The sequence below is a fragment of the Cytobacillus spongiae genome (assembly GCF_021390075.1).
On record NZ_CP089997.1, the window covers coordinates 1,150,322 to 1,168,143 of the forward strand.

At 37.8% G+C, this 17,822-nt stretch carries 16 protein-coding genes; 13 read left to right on the plus strand and 3 right to left on the minus strand.

The genetic code is table 11. The features are described from left to right. The first annotated feature begins 4 nt into the window (after nt 1-4). The 5 genes from argB (at nt 5) to argF (ending at nt 7,177) form a co-directional block, all read left to right on the plus strand. Entirely contained in the window at nt 5-778 is a 774-nt protein-coding gene (argB, locus tag LS684_RS06005) for an acetylglutamate kinase (RefSeq protein WP_233810708.1), read from the plus strand. Further along, nucleotides 775-1,950 (plus strand): acetylornithine transaminase, encoded by a 1,176-nt coding sequence (gene argD / locus LS684_RS06010; RefSeq protein ID WP_233810709.1) that lies wholly within the window; start codon nt 775-777, stop codon nt 1,948-1,950. The genes argB and argD overlap by 4 nt, the downstream gene beginning before the upstream one ends. 85 nt (nt 1,951-2,035) lie before the next feature. Further along, a complete protein-coding gene (locus LS684_RS06015; RefSeq protein ID WP_233810710.1) occupies nt 2,036-3,115 on the plus strand; it encodes a carbamoyl phosphate synthase small subunit in 1,080 nt (359 codons plus the stop codon). Further along, nucleotides 3,108-6,224: a carbamoyl-phosphate synthase (glutamine-hydrolyzing) large subunit gene (gene carB, locus LS684_RS06020; protein ID WP_233810711.1), complete on the plus strand. Its 3,117-nt coding sequence runs from the start codon at nt 3,108-3,110 to the stop codon at nt 6,222-6,224. The genes LS684_RS06015 and carB overlap by 8 nt, the downstream gene beginning before the upstream one ends. Continuing rightward, on the plus strand, nt 6,224-7,177 hold the full coding sequence (gene argF / locus LS684_RS06025) for an ornithine carbamoyltransferase (protein WP_233810712.1): 954 nt from the start codon (nt 6,224-6,226) through the stop codon (nt 7,175-7,177). The genes carB and argF overlap by 1 nt, the downstream gene beginning before the upstream one ends. 114 nt (nt 7,178-7,291) lie before the next feature. Here the strand turns inward: argF and LS684_RS06030 are convergent, their stop codons facing one another. Further along, on the minus strand, nt 7,292-8,104 hold the full coding sequence (locus tag LS684_RS06030; RefSeq protein ID WP_233810713.1) for an undecaprenyl-diphosphate phosphatase: 813 nt from the start codon (nt 8,102-8,104) through the stop codon (nt 7,292-7,294). Between the two features lie 164 nt (nt 8,105-8,268). On the opposite strand from LS684_RS06030, the gene LS684_RS06035 reads away from it, so the two are divergent. Next, the gene (locus tag LS684_RS06035) at nt 8,269-8,448 is read left to right on the plus strand and encodes a YjzC family protein (protein WP_233810714.1); all 180 of its coding nucleotides are present in this window, start codon (nt 8,269-8,271) and stop codon (nt 8,446-8,448) included. Between the two features lie 99 nt (nt 8,449-8,547). Then, nucleotides 8,548-11,145 carry an ATP-dependent chaperone ClpB gene (gene clpB, locus LS684_RS06040; protein ID WP_233810715.1) on the plus strand — a complete coding sequence of 866 codons (2,598 nt, stop codon included), beginning with the start codon at nt 8,548-8,550 and terminating at the stop codon, nt 11,143-11,145. A 90-nt stretch (nt 11,146-11,235) separates the two neighbouring features. Here clpB and LS684_RS06045 read toward each other — a convergent pair whose 3' ends face one another. Then, entirely contained in the window at nt 11,236-11,424 is a 189-nt protein-coding gene (locus LS684_RS06045) for a YjzD family protein (protein ID WP_233810716.1), read from the minus strand. A 200-nt stretch (nt 11,425-11,624) separates the two neighbouring features. On the opposite strand from LS684_RS06045, the gene LS684_RS06050 reads away from it, so the two are divergent. From LS684_RS06050 to LS684_RS06065, 4 genes are all read left to right on the plus strand, one after another. After that, on the plus strand, nt 11,625-12,365 hold the full coding sequence (locus LS684_RS06050) for a lipase family protein (RefSeq protein WP_233810717.1): 741 nt from the start codon (nt 11,625-11,627) through the stop codon (nt 12,363-12,365). A 65-nt stretch (nt 12,366-12,430) separates the two neighbouring features. Then, nucleotides 12,431-13,231 (plus strand): GDP-mannose 4,6-dehydratase, encoded by an 801-nt coding sequence (locus LS684_RS06055; RefSeq protein ID WP_233810718.1) that lies wholly within the window; start codon nt 12,431-12,433, stop codon nt 13,229-13,231. A gap of 336 nt (nt 13,232-13,567) precedes the next feature. Then, the gene (locus tag LS684_RS06060) at nt 13,568-14,527 is read left to right on the plus strand and encodes a BMP family ABC transporter substrate-binding protein (RefSeq protein WP_233810719.1); all 960 of its coding nucleotides are present in this window, start codon (nt 13,568-13,570) and stop codon (nt 14,525-14,527) included. 17 nt (nt 14,528-14,544) lie between these two features. Continuing rightward, complete coding sequence (locus tag LS684_RS06065) at nt 14,545-14,739, plus strand: ComZ family protein (protein WP_233810720.1); 195 nt, start codon at nt 14,545-14,547, stop codon at nt 14,737-14,739. Nucleotides 14,740-15,009: 270 nt separating this feature from the next. On the opposite strand, the gene LS684_RS06070 is transcribed toward LS684_RS06065, so the two are convergent. Continuing rightward, nucleotides 15,010-15,354: a hypothetical protein gene (locus LS684_RS06070; protein ID WP_233810721.1), complete on the minus strand. Its 345-nt coding sequence runs from the start codon at nt 15,352-15,354 to the stop codon at nt 15,010-15,012. Between the two features lie 234 nt (nt 15,355-15,588). Between LS684_RS06070 and LS684_RS06075 the strand changes: the two genes are divergently transcribed. Continuing rightward, nucleotides 15,589-16,521: a beta-ketoacyl-ACP synthase III gene (locus LS684_RS06075; RefSeq protein ID WP_233810722.1), complete on the plus strand. Its 933-nt coding sequence runs from the start codon at nt 15,589-15,591 to the stop codon at nt 16,519-16,521. Nucleotides 16,522-16,576: 55 nt separating this feature from the next. After that, nucleotides 16,577-17,818, plus strand: a complete 1,242-nt coding sequence (fabF, locus tag LS684_RS06080; RefSeq protein WP_233810723.1) for a beta-ketoacyl-ACP synthase II — start codon at nt 16,577-16,579, stop codon at nt 17,816-17,818. The last annotated feature ends 4 nt before the right edge of the window (nt 17,819-17,822 follow it).

Consider the following 17,822-nt stretch of genomic DNA (forward strand, 5'->3'; position numbering starts at 1 on the left):
AAAATTGAAGCGGATCCTTTTTAAAATAGGAGGAAATGTGCTTGAAGAGTTAACTCCTTCTTTTTTCCATAGCATACATGAGCTTATTAAGAAGTCTTATCAATTGCTTTTTGTTCATGGAGGTGGCCCAGACATTGACCAGATTCTTGAACACTATCAATGTGCGAATCAATTTGAAGATGGATTAAGAGTAACTACAGAAGAAATGATGAGTTTAATTGAAATGACACTAGCTGGAAGAACCAACCGAAAACTCGTCCACGCATTAGCAGAAAATGGCATAAAGAGTATCGGTGTCCATGGTTCAGATTTAAATTTGTTGCAAGCGGATTTCATTAATAAACAAAAATATGGCTTCGTAGGGAAGATTCTAGAGGTTGAAGCAAGTCATATTCTTTCATTATTAGCTGAAGGAATCAATCCCGTGATTACACCAATTGGGATGACAGACAAAGGGGTTACATTAAATATTAATGCAGATTACGCTGCAGCTGCTCTAGCTAGTGCCCTAGGTGTAGAGCAATGTGTGTTCGTAACAAATGTTCCTGGTATATGTATGAACGATAAACCTCTTACACATGTAGATGAAGTGGAAATTGGAAAGTTCATAAATGAAGGGAAAATAACTGGGGGAATGGTTCCGAAGGTTCAATCAGCTTTGGTTGCATTAGGGAGTGGTCTTGAACATGTCAGAATTGTTTCTGGAAAGGAAGCTTTTTTTAAAGCTGATAACTGGAGTGGGACTAAAATTAGTAAGAAAGAAGTGATCAACAAATGAGTCATTTGTTCTCAACCTACCTTCGCTGGGAAATAGAGCCCATTGAAGCTTGGGGCAGCTACTTAAAGAGTAAGGATGGAACACAATATTTAGACTTTACCTCGGGAATTGGTGTTTGTAATTTAGGGCACAAGCCACCCAGTGTAAAAAAGGCTGTTGAAAAGCAGCTTAATCAGTTTTGGCATGTCTCAAACTTATATGAAAGTTCTTCACAGGAGCTTGCTGCTTTGAAGCTTGCAAATGCAAGTGGATTAGACTATGTGTTTTTCTCTAACAGTGGTGCTGAGGCGAATGAGGCAGCTATTAAACTGGCAAGAAAAGCAACGGGTAAGTCGAAAGTTATAACGTTCCACCAATCCTTTCATGGAAGAACCTTTGCAGCAATGTCCGCAACGGGACAGGAAAAAATTAAGGAAGGATATGGGCCTTTGCTAGATACCTTTATCCATGCTCCATTCAATGATCTAGAATATATATCTTCGATTATGGATTATTCGATTGCAGCTGTTATGATAGAAGTAGTTCAAGGAGAAGGGGGAGTGTATGTTGGAACTCAGGACTTTCTAAAAGGAGTAGAAAGACTGTGTAAGCAATATGGTGCACTCTTGATCATTGATGAAATACAAACCGGCATAGGGAGAACAGGAGAGAATTTTGCTTATCAGCATTTTCAAATTAACCCTGATATCGTTACAGTAGCCAAAGGATTGGCAAGTGGGTTTCCTATTGGAGCAGTAATTGGGAAAAGTCACCTTGCTTCAGTTTTTGGCCCTGGAAGTCATGGTTCTACCTTTGGCGGGAACCCGATTTCTATTGCAGCTGCAATTGCTACAATGGATGAAGTGTTTAAAAGAGATTTTCTTCAAATAGTTAAAGAAAAAGGAGCTTATTTAATCGGAAATTTGCAGAGAGACTTGAGTCAAACCTCACTTGTTAGAGATGTAAGAGGAATGGGAATGATAATTGGTATTGAATTGAACCATAAAGCGCAAGCATATATAAAAGAATTGCAAAATTATAACCTGTTAGTTCTACCGGCAGGTGAAAAGGTAATCCGATTACTTCCACCATTGACAGCTAGCAAAGAAGAGATGGATCAAGCAGTTTCTCGAATTACCCACATTCTTTCTGCAATCGAAATTGGTGAGCGTCATCCAATACAACCATACTAACCAAGAGATTATATATTTTTTTTGGATAAAAATGAATAATTATAAAAATAATATAATATTTATACAATAAAGAGAGGTGCAGACTTTGGAAGGCTACTTACATTTGGAAAGCGGAAATCAATATACTGGAGTTTGGATGACGGGAAGACCATTAACTGAGGCAGTTGGTGAAATTGTTTTTTATACTGGAATGACTGGTTACCAAGAAGTACTTACGGATCCCTCATATAAAGATCAGATAATTGTATTTACTTATCCACTCATTGGTAACTACGGAATAAATAGATTCGATGATGAGAGCACCAAACCTCAAGTGGCAGGAGTAGTTCTATATGAAATAGCAAAAGAACCATCCCATTACCAAGCAAATAAGAGCTTGGTAGAATATTTAAAATCATGGAATATCCCTGTGTTGGCTCATATCGATACGAGGTCAGTAGTAAAAAATATTCGAAGTATCGGGACGATGAAAGCTGTGTTATCTTCTACGTCATGTCTATCCAGAGTAGGGCTCATCCAACAAGGGGAACTAAAAGTAGAAAAAGTGGCAACGAAGAAAGCTCTTTCGTATGGAGAAGGGAATCAACACGTTGTATTAATTGATTTTGGAAGTAAAAAATCGATTGTAACATCGCTTTTGCAAAAAAAATGCCGAGTAACTGTCATACCATACTTTGCTATAGAAGAATTGGAAGCTCTTCATCCTGATGGTATTGTCCTTTCCAATGGTCCAGGTGATCCTAAGGAGCTTATGAGTCTTCTTCCAAAGATTAAACAATTAATCATGCACTATCCTTCACTTGGGATTTGCTTAGGTCACCAGTTGATTGCACTGGCACTTGGTGGAGATACTGAGAAATTACCATTTGGTCACAGAGGAGCGAATCAGCCTGTATATGATTTTGTAACAAATAAAGTACTCATGTCTTCACAAAATCACAGTTTTGTCGTAAAGGAAGAGAGTCTTAATCAAACTCAGCTAAAACCAAGGTTTATTAATCTGCATGATGACTCTATAGAGGGTTTAATGCATGAATCCTACCCGATCTTGTCAGTTCAATTTCATCCAGAAGCACATCCAGGACCAGAAGAAGGTGGCTTTATCTTTGAAGAATTTCTTCAATTAATAAAAGAAAGCAAAGGGAGAAACGTTCATTATGCCTAAAGATACATCAATTACCAAAATTCTAGTGATTGGATCTGGTCCAATCATAATTGGGCAGGCTGCTGAGTTTGATTATGCAGGGACACAAGCATGTATTGCTCTAAAAGAAGAGGGCTATAAAGTAATTCTTGTTAATAATAATCCTGCTACCATCATGACAGATTCAAAACATGCCGATCACGTATATTTTGAACCTTTGACAGAAGAGGCTTTAGAGAAAATCATTTATAAGGAAAGACCAGATGGTTTACTAGCTACGGTAGGTGGTCAGACAGGGCTGAATTTAGCTTTTCAACTAAATAAAAGTGGAGTCTTAAAAAAATATGGTGTCAAGCTATTGGGGAGCAAGATAGAGGCCATCCAAAAAGGTGAAGACCGACAAGCATTTCGAAAATTGATGGTGGAAATAGGGGAGCCAGTTCCTGAAAGTCAAGTGGTCCATCATTCAAATGAAGCCATCCAATTTGCCGAAAGAATTGGATTCCCTGTAATCGTCAGACCAGCTTATACGTTAGGGGGGGCTGGTGGGGGAATAGCAGAAACGCAAATAGATCTTATCAATCTAGTAAATAAAGGTCTTAGTGAGAGTCCGATTCACCAATGCTTAATCGAACAAAGTATAGCCGGTTTTAAAGAAGTAGAATATGAAGTAATTCGAGATGTGGAGAATACTTGTATTTCCATTTGTAATATGGAAAATGTGGACCCAGTAGGAATACACACAGGGGATTCAATTGTTGTGGCACCTTCTCAAACGCTAACAGATCAAGAATATCAAATGCTTCGAACATCTGCGCTTAAAATTGTTTCTGAACTAGAAATCATTGGAGGCTGTAATGTTCAATTCGCTTTAGATCCAACTAGTTCCCAATATTATTTGATTGAAGTAAATCCGAGGGTCAGTCGATCATCTGCATTAGCCTCTAAGGCGACTGGTTATCCGATTGCAAGCATCGCAGCAAAGCTTTCGGTAGGATACTTATTGAGAGAAATTGTGAATCCCGTCACCAAAACGACATTTGTTAGTTTTGAACCTGCTCTAGATTATGTTGTTGTCAAAATTCCCAAATGGCCATTTGACAAATTCCCAACCATTGACCGAAAGCTGGGAACACAGATGAAGGCAACAGGAGAAGTGATGGCGATTGATCGTAATTTAGAAAGAGCGTTTCTAAAAGGAATACAATCTTTGGAGCTGGAAATAGATGACCTTTTTCTACCCAAATTAGCTAACATCCCAACGGATCAGTTATTAAAGCAAATCAAACAAGGAACAGATGAACGATTATTTTCGATATTTGAGCTCATAAGAAGAGAAATGAGTGTAGACATATTACATGAACAAACAAACATCGATCCTTTTTTCCTAAAGTGCTTCGTTCGTTTAATCAAGCTTGAGCAATCAGTGTGCAAAACAACTATTGATTCCATTACAGCGAAAGAGTTGCAACAGTATAAAGAAAAGGGGTTTAGTGATTCATTCCTAGCCTCCGAATGGGGAGTGACTGAGGATCAGGTTCGGTTGAAAAGGAAAGAACTGCGAATTACCCCAATTTATAAAATGGTGGATACATGTGCCGCGGAATTTCCGTCTTACTCGAATTATTATTACTCAAGTTACTTTGGTGAAAATGAACAGATACCATCAGCAAGGAAAAAAGTACTCATAATCGGAAGTGGGCCGATACGAATTGGTCAAGGAATTGAATTTGATTACTGTTCTGTTCATGGAGTTTACGCTCTAAAGGAAGAAGGAATTGAGACGATATTAATCAACAATAACCCTGAAACGGTAAGTACTGATTTTTCTGTAGCGGATCGTTTATACTTCGAGCCGCTCCAATTAGAGTCAATTTTAGATGTGATGGATGCAGAGGGAGTGAAAGATGTAGTTGTTCAACTAGGCGGACAAACAGCATTAAACCTTGCGCAAGAACTTGAACAGACTGGAGCAAATCTATTAGGAACTAGCTCATCAACGATAGCTACTTTGGAAGATCGTCATCTATTCTATCAATTATTAGATCAACTACAAATTCCCCGTGTAATGGGGGAAATGGCTCATTCACCAAAGGAAGCTTTGCAAATAAGTGAAAGAATCGGTTTTCCAGTACTTATTCGCCCCTCTTATGTTATTGGCGGGAAAGGGATGGAAATCATTCAAACCTTAGAAGAGTTAAAAGTCTACTTAATGGAAACTGAACGATCTTTTCCACTATTAATCGATGTTTTTCATAAGGGGAAAGAAGCAGAAATTGATCTTGTTTCAGATGGAGAAGAAATATTACTACCCGTTCTTATGGAGCATATTGAAGGAACTGGTGTTCATTCTGGAGATAGTATGACCATATTACCTGCACAGAGCTTCACTAATGATATCAAAGAAAAAATGATTTCTTACAGTAGAAAAATTGCACTTGCCCTTAAATACAAAGGGTTAATGAATATTCAATTTATTATTGAAAAGAATGAAGTTTATGTATTGGAAGTAAACCCACGAGCAAGTAGAACGGTACCGATTGTGAGTAAAATAACTGGAATTCCATTAGTACAAATTGCGACAAAAATATTGCTTGGGAAATATTCCTTGTCGAATGGGAAAGAAATGGTTCATGACCAGTCATATCCTTTCGTTTGCGTTAAATATCCAGTGTTTTCACATTTTGCATTAACCGGATTAGATATGAAAGGTGGCCCTGAAATGAAATCAACGGGTGAAGGAATTTCTATTGGCGTAACCTTGAAAGAAGCTTTAGGAAAGCGCTTTTCCGTATGGCAAAAGAATCAAATGGATCATCCAATCTTAATATGTCGCCAGTTTCCTCAGGAAGGGAAAATCCTACAAGAATTAACGCGTTTAGGCATTGCCATTACATGTGTCTCTTTTCTTGATATGGATGTAAAGAATAAACAGCTATTAGCCTATTACAATCCATACCAAACAAAACAAGACCAAAATGAACGAATGAATGCGATGCAAAAAAGAATCCCAATTTTTACGGAAGAAGAAAGCCTGCTTGCCTTCCTTTATTCTTTAGCACGAAATTCATGGGAAGTAAAATCAATAGAAGATTGGCACAAATTAATTCGAAAAGGAGTGAATCTGTGATGATTTCTGCTACCCAAAAAAAGAATAGCAGCTTAAAGGGAAAGAGTATCCTCACATTATCAGAGCTTTCAAGTGAGCAAATTCAATTCATTTTAGATAAAGCAGAACAGATGAAAACGAATAAGGAAGATGGGACACACCTTTTGCAAGGGAAAATAGTCGGAATGATATTTGATAAACCATCAACTAGAACAAGGGTTTCATTTGAAGCAGGAACGCTACAGCTCGGTGGCCATGCATTATATTTAAATGGTCAAGACCTCCAATTAGGTAGAGGTGAAACGATAGCAGACACAGCGAAAGTGTTATCTAGCTATGTAGATGCAATTATGATTCGAACTTTTTCACATCAAACTGTTGAAGAATTGTCCCTGCATGCATCAATCCCCATAATAAATGGACTTACGGATTTATATCATCCTTGCCAAGCCCTTGCGGACCTTCTCACTATAAAAGAGCAAAAGGGCCAATTAAAAGGTGTAAAGCTAGTGTATGTAGGAGATGGAAATAATGTAGCAAACTCCTTAATGCTTGGAGCAGCCAGCATGGGGATCACTATGGAAATTGTGACGCCACCAGGATATGAACCACAACCTAGTATTACAAAGTTTGCTCAATTGCTTGCAGCCAAGAGTGGAGGAAGAGTAATGTTACATCATGATCCATTTGAAGCAGTTAAAGGAGCTGACGTTATCTATACAGATGTATGGACGAGTATGGGACAAGAGCAAGAAAATGAAAAAAGGCTAATGGATTTTGTGAATTATCAAGTTAATACAACTCTTCTTAAGGAGGCTAGTCAAGATTATATCTTTTTACATTGCTTACCTGCTCATCGCGGTGAAGAAGTGACAAGTGAGGTTATTGATGGAGAACATTCGGTCGTTTTCCAACAAGCAGAAAATCGATTACATGTCCAAAAGGCATTACTTGCAGAGATTTTAAGCAGTTAGCAACCCCTACCTACACATGATTCAAGATAAACGACAAACGGGACAGAGAATATGTCCTCAATCCCGTTTGTATGAACTTATTTACATCTATCATCTGAGAACAAGACAAACCCATTAAGCAAAAATTAATACAAGAGTTCCAGCAATAAAACAGTAGATGGAGAAATAAACCAAATTCCCCTTTGCCATTAAATTCATAAACCATTTAAGTGAGAAGTAAGAGGTAACAAGGGATGCGATAAATGCCAATGTATAAGGGATGGCTAATTCTTTAATGGTAGGATCACTTATTATATCGGAAAATCCTAGTATCATTCCTCCTGCACTAACGGGAATATAAAGAAGAAATGAGTAACGAAGAGCAGTTTCTTGTTTCATACCGAGTCCCATTGCAGCAACAATTGTCGCACCTGAGCGACTAATCCCAGGGATTAATGCAATTGCTTGAGCAACCCCTACTATGATTGCATCCTTGAAAGTTAGCTCTGCGTCATTTTTCCGCCCTCTCATATTGCGGATGAGCCAAAGAGCGAGTCCGGTAATTAATAATGTAACCCCAACCGTTTCAATGCGTGCTAAATGCTTATCAATAAAATCTTCGAAGAGAATGCCAATTACACCTGCAGGAATAGTTCCCACAATTAAGTAAATAATAAAGCGAAAATCTGCTTTAGCTTTTTCATCTTTCGTCGCAATATAGCTTAAGCCATTTCGAATTAATCGCAATATGTCTTCGCGGTAAATTAGTAACACGGCAAGTAAGGAAGCTGTATTTACAAGAAGAGCAAAGCTCATCCCTTCAATTTTAAGCTTCAAAAAATATTCTGCAATTTCTAAATGACCGCTTGAAGAAATTGGAATCGGTTCAGTAAACCCTTGGAATAGTCCTAAGACTAAATATTTTAACAATAGGTAGAATTCTTCCACTTATGTATCCCCCAATAACAAAATTTCATACCTTTTCATTTAACTATACAATACCTTTAACTGTAAAGAATAAATAAGACTAGGTAGATGTGGGAAAACTTACATTTATGTTCAACGATAGAGTGGAAATAATAGAAAGTGAACAATAAAAAGGGGGTTTTTATATGGGACAAAGTCATCAATTCCGTGCAGGTCAGAAAGCTCCAAATAACGGTATTTATATTGAAATTGGTGAGACGGGAAGCAATATCATGAATCCTAAAAAAATTAAGCTGAAAGCAGGGGATCGATTCCCTGAGAACTCAAATCATAATCGACACTGGACATATCAACGCAAGCCATAAGAAAGGTAAAAGCCATCCAAAAAGGGTGGCTTTACATATGTACAAAAAGGTTTATAATGGTAAATATAAAGGTCAAAAAAGGTCAAAGGAGGAATTGCTGTGAACTTTAATCAGATGACTGAACGACTACAATCAGCTTTCATGAATGCACAAACGTTGGTGATTCAAGAGCTTCATCAAGGGATAGAAGAAGCTCATTTATATCTAGCTCTTTTGAACCAAGATGACAGTCTAGTCACAATTATTCTAGAAAGATTGAACCTTTCATCTGATAAACTACTACAACAATTAAGCGAATGGCTTAAGAAATATCCTCAGGTGACAGGATCTAAAGTGGAGCAAGGGAAGCTTTATATTACGAAAAACCTGCAAGTTATCATTTCTTCAGCAGAGAAGGAAATGCAGAAGCTAGAGGATGAATACTTGTCAGTTGAACATATTCTTATAGCAGCAAGCCAGCATTCGAACAGTGAAATAGGTCAGTTTCTTCAAAAAGAGAATGTTAATAAAGAAACCATTTGGAGTGTAATCAAAGAGATAAGGGGGAATCAAAGAGTGACATCATCAAATCCTGAAGCAACTTATGAAGTGTTAAAAAAGTATGGTCGTGACCTTGTAACAGAAGTTCAATCTGGTAAGCTCGATCCAGTAATCGGAAGAGATTCTGAGATTCGTAATATCATTCGAATCCTTTCGAGAAAAACGAAGAACAATCCAGTGTTAATTGGTGAGCCTGGGGTAGGTAAAACAGCTATTGTGGAGGGATTAGCCCAAAGGATCGTTAGGAGAGATGTTCCTGAAGGATTAAAGGATAAGACGATATTCGCTTTGGATTTTAGTTCGCTTATTGCTGGAGCCAAATTTCGAGGTGAATTTGAAGAGCGATTAAAAGCGGTACTTCATGAAGTAAAAAAAAGTGAGGGGCGTATCTTACTATTTATAGATGAAATCCATACAATAGTTGGAGCTGGCAAAACAGAAGGTGCGATGGATGCAGGGAATATGTTGAAGCCGATGCTTGCTCGTGGGGAGCTACATTGTATTGGGGCGACAACCTTGGATGAACATCGAAAGTATATTGAAAAGGATCCAGCTCTTGAGCGTCGATTTCAACAAGTAATCGTACAAGAACCAAATGTGCAAGATACGATATCCATTTTAAGAGGGTTGAAAGAACGCTTTGAAATTCATCATGGAGTGAATATTCACGACCGGGCGATCGTAGCTGCTGCAACATTATCTGATCGATATATTACAGAACGCTTTTTACCAGATAAAGCAATTGATCTCGTTGATGAAGCTTGTGCAATGATTCGTACAGAAATCGATTCTATGCCTACTGAATTAGATGAGGTAACAAGAAAAGTTATCCAGCTTGAGATTGAAGAGGCAGCTCTTAAAAATGAGAAAGATTTTGAAAGCAAGGAGCGACTCGTTCAGCTTCAAAAAGAATTAGCTGACTATCGAGATCGTGCCAATACGATGAAAGGTAAGTGGCTTCTTGAGAAAGAGGGAATCCAAAAGGTACGGGAAAAACGGGAGCAAATCGAAAAATTTAAAAGTGAGCTAGATCAAGCAGAAAGTAACTATGATTTGAATAAAGCGGCTGAATTAAGGCATGGAAAGATTCCAATGTTACAAAAAGAACTACGCTTACTCGAGGTAGAAATTAGTCAAGAAGAAGACAGGCTACTAAGAGAAGAAGTAACGGAAGAAGAAATAGCTGGGATTGTAGCAAGGTGGACTGGTATCCCCATTACAAAGCTTGTTGAAGGAGAACGTGAAAAACTTCTCCGCTTAGAAAGTATTTTACAAGAGCGGGTCGTAGGTCAAAATGAAGCAGTTCGTTTAATATCAGATTCCGTGCTTCGAGCAAGGGCGGGGATTAAAGATCCTAATCGTCCTATTGGATCATTTATCTTTTTGGGCCCTACAGGAGTTGGTAAGACGGAATTAGCAAAAGCACTTGCCCAATCCTTATTTGATAGTGTGGATCAAATGGTCCGAATCGATATGTCGGAATATATGGAAAAACATGCTGTTTCCAGATTAATTGGAGCTCCTCCAGGGTATGTAGGTTATGAAGAAGGAGGTCAATTAACGGAAGCTGTTAGAAGAAAGCCGTACTCTGTCATATTATTTGATGAAATAGAGAAGGCACATAAAGATGTGTTTAATATTCTTCTACAAATCCTTGATGATGGCAGAGTAACAGATTCGCAAGGAAGAAACGTGGATTTTAAAAATACAGTTGTAATTATGACTTCTAATATCGGTTCTAACATATTATTAGATCAAGAAAATACGGATCATGATATGAAAGAAGAAACACGTAACATGATTATCCGTCAATTGAGTACTCATTTTCGTCCAGAATTTTTAAATCGTGTAGATGAAATCGTCCTATTTAACCCACTTTCACTTCATGAAATTAAACAAATTGTTGTAAAGCTTGTAAATGACTTACAGAGAAGATTATCAGAACAACACATTCAGCTACGCATATTAGATGATGCGAAAGAATATATTGCAGAAAACGGATTTGACCCTGTCTATGGAGCGAGACCACTAAAGCGCTTCATTCAGCGTCATGTTGAAACAGCATTGGCAAAAGAAATTATTTCAGGATCAATTCATAATCATGGCCAAGTAACAATAACAATCGAGGAAGACCAACTCAAACTAGTCATAGAATAAAATGGTATTCCTTAAATCAAAAATATCGAAGCCAAAAACGGCTTCGATATTCCCTCTGTCAAAGTCATTTTGCTTTGACGATTTTCTCCATTAATGTGAATCATGTCCACTTGGTTCATTAGGGATAATAGAAGGTACAACTAAGATTAAGATCGTAGCGCCAACAGCTAAAATGGCACCGGTTACATAATTAAAGTCAGTACCGATCATTGAACTAGCGACATAAGTCAGCATCTCAACTAAAAGGAATGTCCAGAAAAAAGTCCAAAAGTATTGCACCTGTAATCACCTCATACTATTTAAATCCTTTTCCATCTTACCATAACCAAAAAAAATAATAAACGCCATTTTAAACAATTCTTCATTTGACGGATAGGGGAGTTGAAGCTGTTTTTCATAAAAATAGGCAAACTCCCTTTCATTTTATGTGAAACTTCATACATTATTAAGAGCAAATAATGGCAAAAGGAGTTTTTAGAATGGAAAGCCGAAACTTTCAACTGGATACCGAATGGAATATGATTCACTATCCGAAGCAGCCAACAGGTTTCGGTGTCCTTATCATCGGGGATGAACGTCACTATGTTGATGAAAAAAGTAGTTTTTGGACACAAAATGAAGGTAAACGTGCAATGATTGAGAAGCTGAAAAATGAGGGTTATACAGTCTTTTATTCAAATCTTTACGGAAAGAACTGGGGGAGTGAGCGTGCTGTTGAACTAGCGAAACGACTGTATGAGTATATGATTCGGATGGAAATCCTAAATGAGAAAATTCATTTGTTAGCTGAAGGGATGGGAGCGTTGGTAGCACTAAAGCTGATGGATGAAATGAAATCAAAAATCCGCTCTGTCCTACTAGTTAATCCCGTTCTTTCTCTATCGAAGCATCTGGAGCAGGAAAAGGAACATAAGTTTTTTTATAAAAAGGTATTAAAGGAGCTTGCTTATTCTTATGGAACTGAAATTACCAAAATTGAAGATACAGTAATAAAGGATAATCAAGAACCAAACTCGATTTCAAATGGATTACCTGTACAAATCATCCATGTGCTGTCTGGAAATAGAGCTTATAAGCAATCAAATATTTTAAAGCAGCTCTCTGTTAAATGGGAGGATGCAGCTTCTCCTGTAACAGTTACCTACATGCTTCCAGAGAAAAAGCAGCAAATTGGATATCAAATGACTAAGTTCTTTAAAAAGAATGAGACAAACTTGTAAGGGTTTTGTAAGAAATAATTGAACCTCCCTGAGCATAGGATAGAATGACAAGGCATCAGGGAGGCATGATGATGGACAAGGCAATTGTAATAGGAAATTATGAGTTTATTGGGTTTCATTTGTGCAGAACATTATTGAATAAGGGCTATGAAGTAAGCGGGATTTATAATAATCAACTTGAGTATGTTGAAGAAATGCAATTTGAATTTGGGAGAAATGCAAACTATACTGATTATTATGCTTCAGGTGAAATAGAAGATCACCTAACGAATGACAATCAAACTGTAATTTTTGTAAATTATTATGATTATTTTCACCAGCGTAAGGAGAAGGTATTCAGCAGGATTATGTTAAACTACCAACTTGAAGAGACTTCAGCAAAAATTGTTCTTGTTTTGCCAATTAATCTACTCTCCAATGGATTTGAGGAAGCTAGAAAAGAACAGTTATTTCGTTCGGCAACTGCTCAAATGGTTTATCTACCTACCATTTATGGGCCATGGCAGTCTTCCCAATCTCTCTTTCATAACGCATTATTAATGCAGAATAATGGGGAAGATAGAGAGCTTAAGTGGAATGATCGGGAATACAATCAAGATGCTATCTATGTTGATGATGCTATCAATCAGGTGATTACATTAGCTAAGACGAACAGTCCAAGAGAAGTGATATTGAAAAGTTCACTCTCTCATCATTGGGATAAGTGTGCCAAGCTCTTAAAGATTCCACAACAAATCGAACAAAAACAAAGGCTCTTCAATCTGAATAAAGCAAATCAAATCATTCATGTTCCTTTTTCTTGTACGCCCTCGGAAGGCTTGGAAAGACAAAGGCAACAAATTGAACGGACCTACCTTCATAGGTAGAGGAATAGGCATCTTTCTTAGAAAATGTTATTCAATAGAAGGAAAGAAGCGATATTTTCTTTATTTACTAACAACATAATAGAAGTATAGGCACTTTGAAAAGGAATCACAGCCAACTTAATAGAAGATGTTTCGTGAGGGAGGGATGTATGATGAATAACGTACCTCCCTCTTTTATACTGTATTCTGACTTAGTGATCCACCTTCAAAGTAAAAAAATCTTTTCATCAAAAAAGTTACCATGTAAAATGTAATTGTTATTATCTATATTGGAGAAATTATGAATTAATAGGATGGGATAGGGTCATCCATTAAAGAAAGGCGGAAGAAAAGGAGATGCATAGGATATTGTACCGTTCGGTGTTTGTAGTAATGTGCCTTCTTTTAGTGGCCGCTTGTGGACAACCTATGTCTGCAGGAAATATTAAAAAAGTAGGTCTTCTAGTCCCAGAAACGGTAAATGACCAGGTTTGGGGAACAAAGGGTTATAAAGGGTTATTAAAGATCCAATCGAAATTTGATGTGGATGTCTACTATAAAGAGGGAATTAATACACAACCAATAGCGGAACGAGCCATTAGGGAATATGCCCAAAAAGGTGTAAATCTAATCTTTGGTCATGGAAATGAGTATGCTGTCTATTTTAATGCAATAGCTGATGATTACCCAGATATCCACTTTGTGAGCTTTAATGGAAATGCCACAAAAGAAAATACGACAAGCCTAAATTTTAAGGCATATGCAATGGGTTTTTTTGGCGGAATGGTAGCAGCCAATATGTCGAATTCGGAAAGGGTGGGGATCATTGCTGCTTATGAGTGGCAGCCAGAAATAGAAGGCTTTTATGATGGAGCGTTCTTTGAAAATGAAAACGTTAATGTTGATATCCAATATGTTGGACATTGGGATCATGACGAAAAGGCGTTGCAATTATTAGATAATATGTTAGAAAATGAAATCGATGTTGTTTACCCTGCAGGTGATGGGTATAATGTACCTGTCATTGAAAAAGTAAAAGAAAATGGATTGTATGCCATTGGCTATATTTCAGATCAGTCTGATTTAGGAAAATCAACAGTATTAACTAGCACAATTCAGCATGTTGACACATTATATGAAGTGGTTGCTGAAAAGTTTCAAAATGGAGACTTGGATTCTGGGAACTTATTTTTTGATTTTCAAGATGATGTCATCTCATTAGGTGAGTTTAGCCCAGATATTGATTATCAATTTAAAGAACAAATTAATCAATATATCCAGGTTTACAAAGAAACAGGACAGCTTCCGAATGAATGATAAAGGAGAAATGGAACATGTCTCAAGATAAAACAATGGAATTTATGCAAATTGCGATGAAATACCTACCTGAAGCGAAACAACAGCTTGAACAATCAGGCGTTGAGCTTTCTATGGAAATGATTCAACCTTTTATGGCGTTATTTACGCAAGTGATGAGTGAGGCTTATGAGTTGGGGAAAGAAGATGGAAAAAAAGAAATAGGAAATTAAGTAAACTAGGCTGCTCAATTTGAGTAGCCTAGTTTGCTTACAAGAGGGATATTCTTCATTTAAGTGAACTAGATTTTTTCAAAGCTGGTACGTTCCATTCTGCTCCAGTCACTTGATTTCCGCTGCATTCCACTATTGACCTTTTAATCTCAAACCAATGGAGAGACTCATCACTTAAAAGATAGAAGTTTTCACAATGTCTTAAATCTTGAGTCCGTTTCCCCAATTGATTATTTATATTTATAGAATTCCAAACACTGCTTAAATTGATCAATCTTGCCCACTCTTTAAAAATTGACTAATAAACGGCTTAGCTTTTTGGAACAATGGCTTGAGTTTTCCAGCTGACGTCATTAGTGTATCGAAATGGGTGAATAGCTCATCTATTTCAATATTATCTAGAAATGATAAGTTCGTTAGATTGTTAGGATCTTTCTCCTCGAATTCCTCTCCTGCTTCTTTATCTGGCTGTCCAGCCCTATTTTGATTTCTCGGAAACCAAAAAAGATTAACATCTCTCCTGCGTGTTTGCTCCTCTTCATTTGCAATTGGGCGTCTTTGTGGTCCGAACATAAACCGATCAAAGAAATCGTCTCTGGGCTCGTTTTCACTCATATTCATTCCCTCCCTTCAAATCCCTTGTAATATTTTATGTGTAATAATTAATAGGCGTATAGACAGTTGCTATATAGAGTCAATTTTTATTTGATTCGTACAAATGTGTTGCGAAAGTTAGGTGCTATTTGATAAAATTAGTACCAAGTCATAATAATTGATAATAAAAATAATATTTTACGATACATTAAAGTAAGCAGATGAATGAATAGGACAATAAAAGGAGTTGGGTGCATGAATGCAGGGATATTAGGAATTGGTAGATGCCTCCCAGAAAGAGTTGTGACGAATCAAGAGCTTGAAACAATGATGGATACTTCTGATGAATGGATTCGCACGAGAACAGGCATTGAAGAGAGACGAATTGCAGGAGATGATACAGATACATCTGACTTAGGATATGAAGCTGCTGTTAGAGCACTAAATGATGCAAACATTAAGCCTGAAGATATCGAGCTGATATTAGTAGCAACTGTTACTCCAGATCAACCTTTTCCATCTGTAGCTTGCTTGCTTCAAGAAAGACTTGGTGCCAAGAAAGCTGCAGCTATGGACATTAGTGCAGCATGTGCTGGGTTTATGTATGGTATGATTACAGCAAAGCAATTTATTGAAACAAATTCATACAAGTATGTATTAGTAGTAGGTGTAGAAAAACTGTCAAAGATCGTAGATTGGGATGATCGAAATACAGCAGTTCTATTCGGAGATGGAGCAGGAGCAGTTGTACTAGGACCCGTATCAAACGGTAGAGGAATATTGTCGTTTGAGCTCGGCGCAGATGGTTCGGGTTCAAAGCATTTATACCAAGACGAATATGTCATAATGAACGGTCGTGAAGTGTTTAAGTTTGCCGTTAGACAAATGGGAGAGAGCAGCATTAATGTACTAGAAAAAGCTGGGCTCCAAAAAGAAGATGTGGATTTCTTAGTTCCACATCAAGCGAACATTCGCATAATGGAGGCAGCAAGACAACGATTAGAGCTTCCAGAAGAGAAAATGTCTAAAACGGTTCATAAATATGGAAACACCTCTGCAGCATCTATTCCAATTTCTTTAGTAGAAGAGCTAGAAGCAGGCAAAATTAAAGACGATGACCTAGTTGTTATGGTAGGATTCGGCGGAGGACTAACCTGGGGTGCAATCGCATTGCGCTGGGGACGTTAATTAAAATAATACAAATCATACACAAAATAAGTCGATCAAAGGAGCTGGGAAAACAATGGAAAAAAGAAGAGTAGTTGTTACGGGGCTTGGAGCAGTAACACCTGTCGGAAATGATGTAACAACAGCTTGGCAAAATATTGTAGCTGGTGTTTCAGGAATTGGACCGTTAACAAGGTTAAACCCAGAGGATTATCCGGCAAAAGTGGCAGCAGAAGTAAAGGATTTTCAAGTTGAAAACTTTATCGAAAAAAAAGATGCAAGAAAAATGGACCGCTTTACTCACTACGCAGTTGCCGCATCATTAATGGCAGTGAAGGATGCAGACCTAGACATAAACGATGAAAATGCTCACCGTATAGGGGTTTGGGTTGGTTCAGGTATTGGAGGAATGGAAACATTCGAACAGCAGCATGAGACCTTTTTAAACCGAGGGTATCGACGAGTAAGCCCGTTCTTTGTTCCGATGATGATTCCTGATATGGCTACAGGACAAATTTCAATTACACTAGGAGCAAAAGGCTTTAATTCTTGTACAGTGACCGCGTGTGCTACTGGAACAAACTCTATTGGAGATGCTTTTAAAGTCATTCAGCGTGGCGATGCAGATGCAATGATTACTGGGGGGAGTGAAGCTCCAATTACCAAAATGTCATTAGCAGGCTTCTGTGCAAATACAGCATTATCAACGAATCCAGATCCGAAAACGGCAAGTCGACCATTTGATCAAAATCGTGATGGATTTGTAATGGGGGAAGGGGCAGGAATAATTGTCCTTGAATCTTTAGAGCATGCACAGGCACGTGGTGCGAAAATATACGCTGAAATTGTTGGATACGGGGCAACTGGTGATGCTTATCATATTACAGCACCTGCTCCAGCAGGAGAAGGTGGAGCAAGAGCGATGAAAATGGCGATATCTGATGGAGGATTGTCACCAGCAGACATTGGTTATATTAACGCGCACGGAACTAGTACGGATTACAATGACAAATTTGAAACATTAGCGATAAAAGAAACGTTTGGTGAGCATGCGTATAAGCTAGCCGTAAGTTCAACCAAATCAATGACAGGCCACTTACTCGGAGCAGCAGGAGGAGTAGAAGCTATCTTCACAATATTAGCTCTTAAAGAAGGCATTTTACCACCTACGATTAACCTTGAGACGCCTGATCCAGAATGTGACCTTGATTACGTACCAAATGAAGCAAGAAAACAAGAGCTTAAAGCTGCAATGAGTAACTCTCTAGGCTTTGGAGGACATAACGCAACAATCGTATTTAAAAAGTATGAAGGATAAGACC

Excerpts from the sequence above, each read along its gene's own strand:
- argD (WP_233810709.1), top strand. The coding sequence starts at position 775 with ATGAGTCATTTGTTCTCAACCTACCTTCGCTGGGAAATAGAGCCCATT.
- argF (WP_233810712.1), top strand. The coding sequence starts at position 6,224 with ATGATTTCTGCTACCCAAAAAAAGAATAGCAGCTTAAAGGGAAAGAGT.
- carB (WP_233810711.1), top strand. The coding sequence starts at position 3,108 with ATGCCTAAAGATACATCAATTACCAAAATTCTAGTGATTGGATCTGGT.
- fabF (WP_233810723.1), top strand. The coding sequence starts at position 16,577 with ATGGAAAAAAGAAGAGTAGTTGTTACGGGGCTTGGAGCAGTAACACCT.
- LS684_RS06050 (WP_233810717.1), top strand. The coding sequence starts at position 11,625 with ATGGAAAGCCGAAACTTTCAACTGGATACCGAATGGAATATGATTCAC.
- LS684_RS06035 (WP_233810714.1), top strand. The coding sequence starts at position 8,269 with ATGGGACAAAGTCATCAATTCCGTGCAGGTCAGAAAGCTCCAAATAAC.
- LS684_RS06060 (WP_233810719.1), top strand. The coding sequence starts at position 13,568 with ATGCATAGGATATTGTACCGTTCGGTGTTTGTAGTAATGTGCCTTCTT.
- LS684_RS06055 (WP_233810718.1), top strand. The coding sequence starts at position 12,431 with ATGATGATGGACAAGGCAATTGTAATAGGAAATTATGAGTTTATTGGG.
- LS684_RS06070 (WP_233810721.1), bottom strand. The coding sequence starts at position 15,354 with ATGAGTGAAAACGAGCCCAGAGACGATTTCTTTGATCGGTTTATGTTC.
- LS684_RS06065 (WP_233810720.1), top strand. The coding sequence starts at position 14,545 with ATGTCTCAAGATAAAACAATGGAATTTATGCAAATTGCGATGAAATAC.
- LS684_RS06075 (WP_233810722.1), top strand. The coding sequence starts at position 15,589 with ATGAATGCAGGGATATTAGGAATTGGTAGATGCCTCCCAGAAAGAGTT.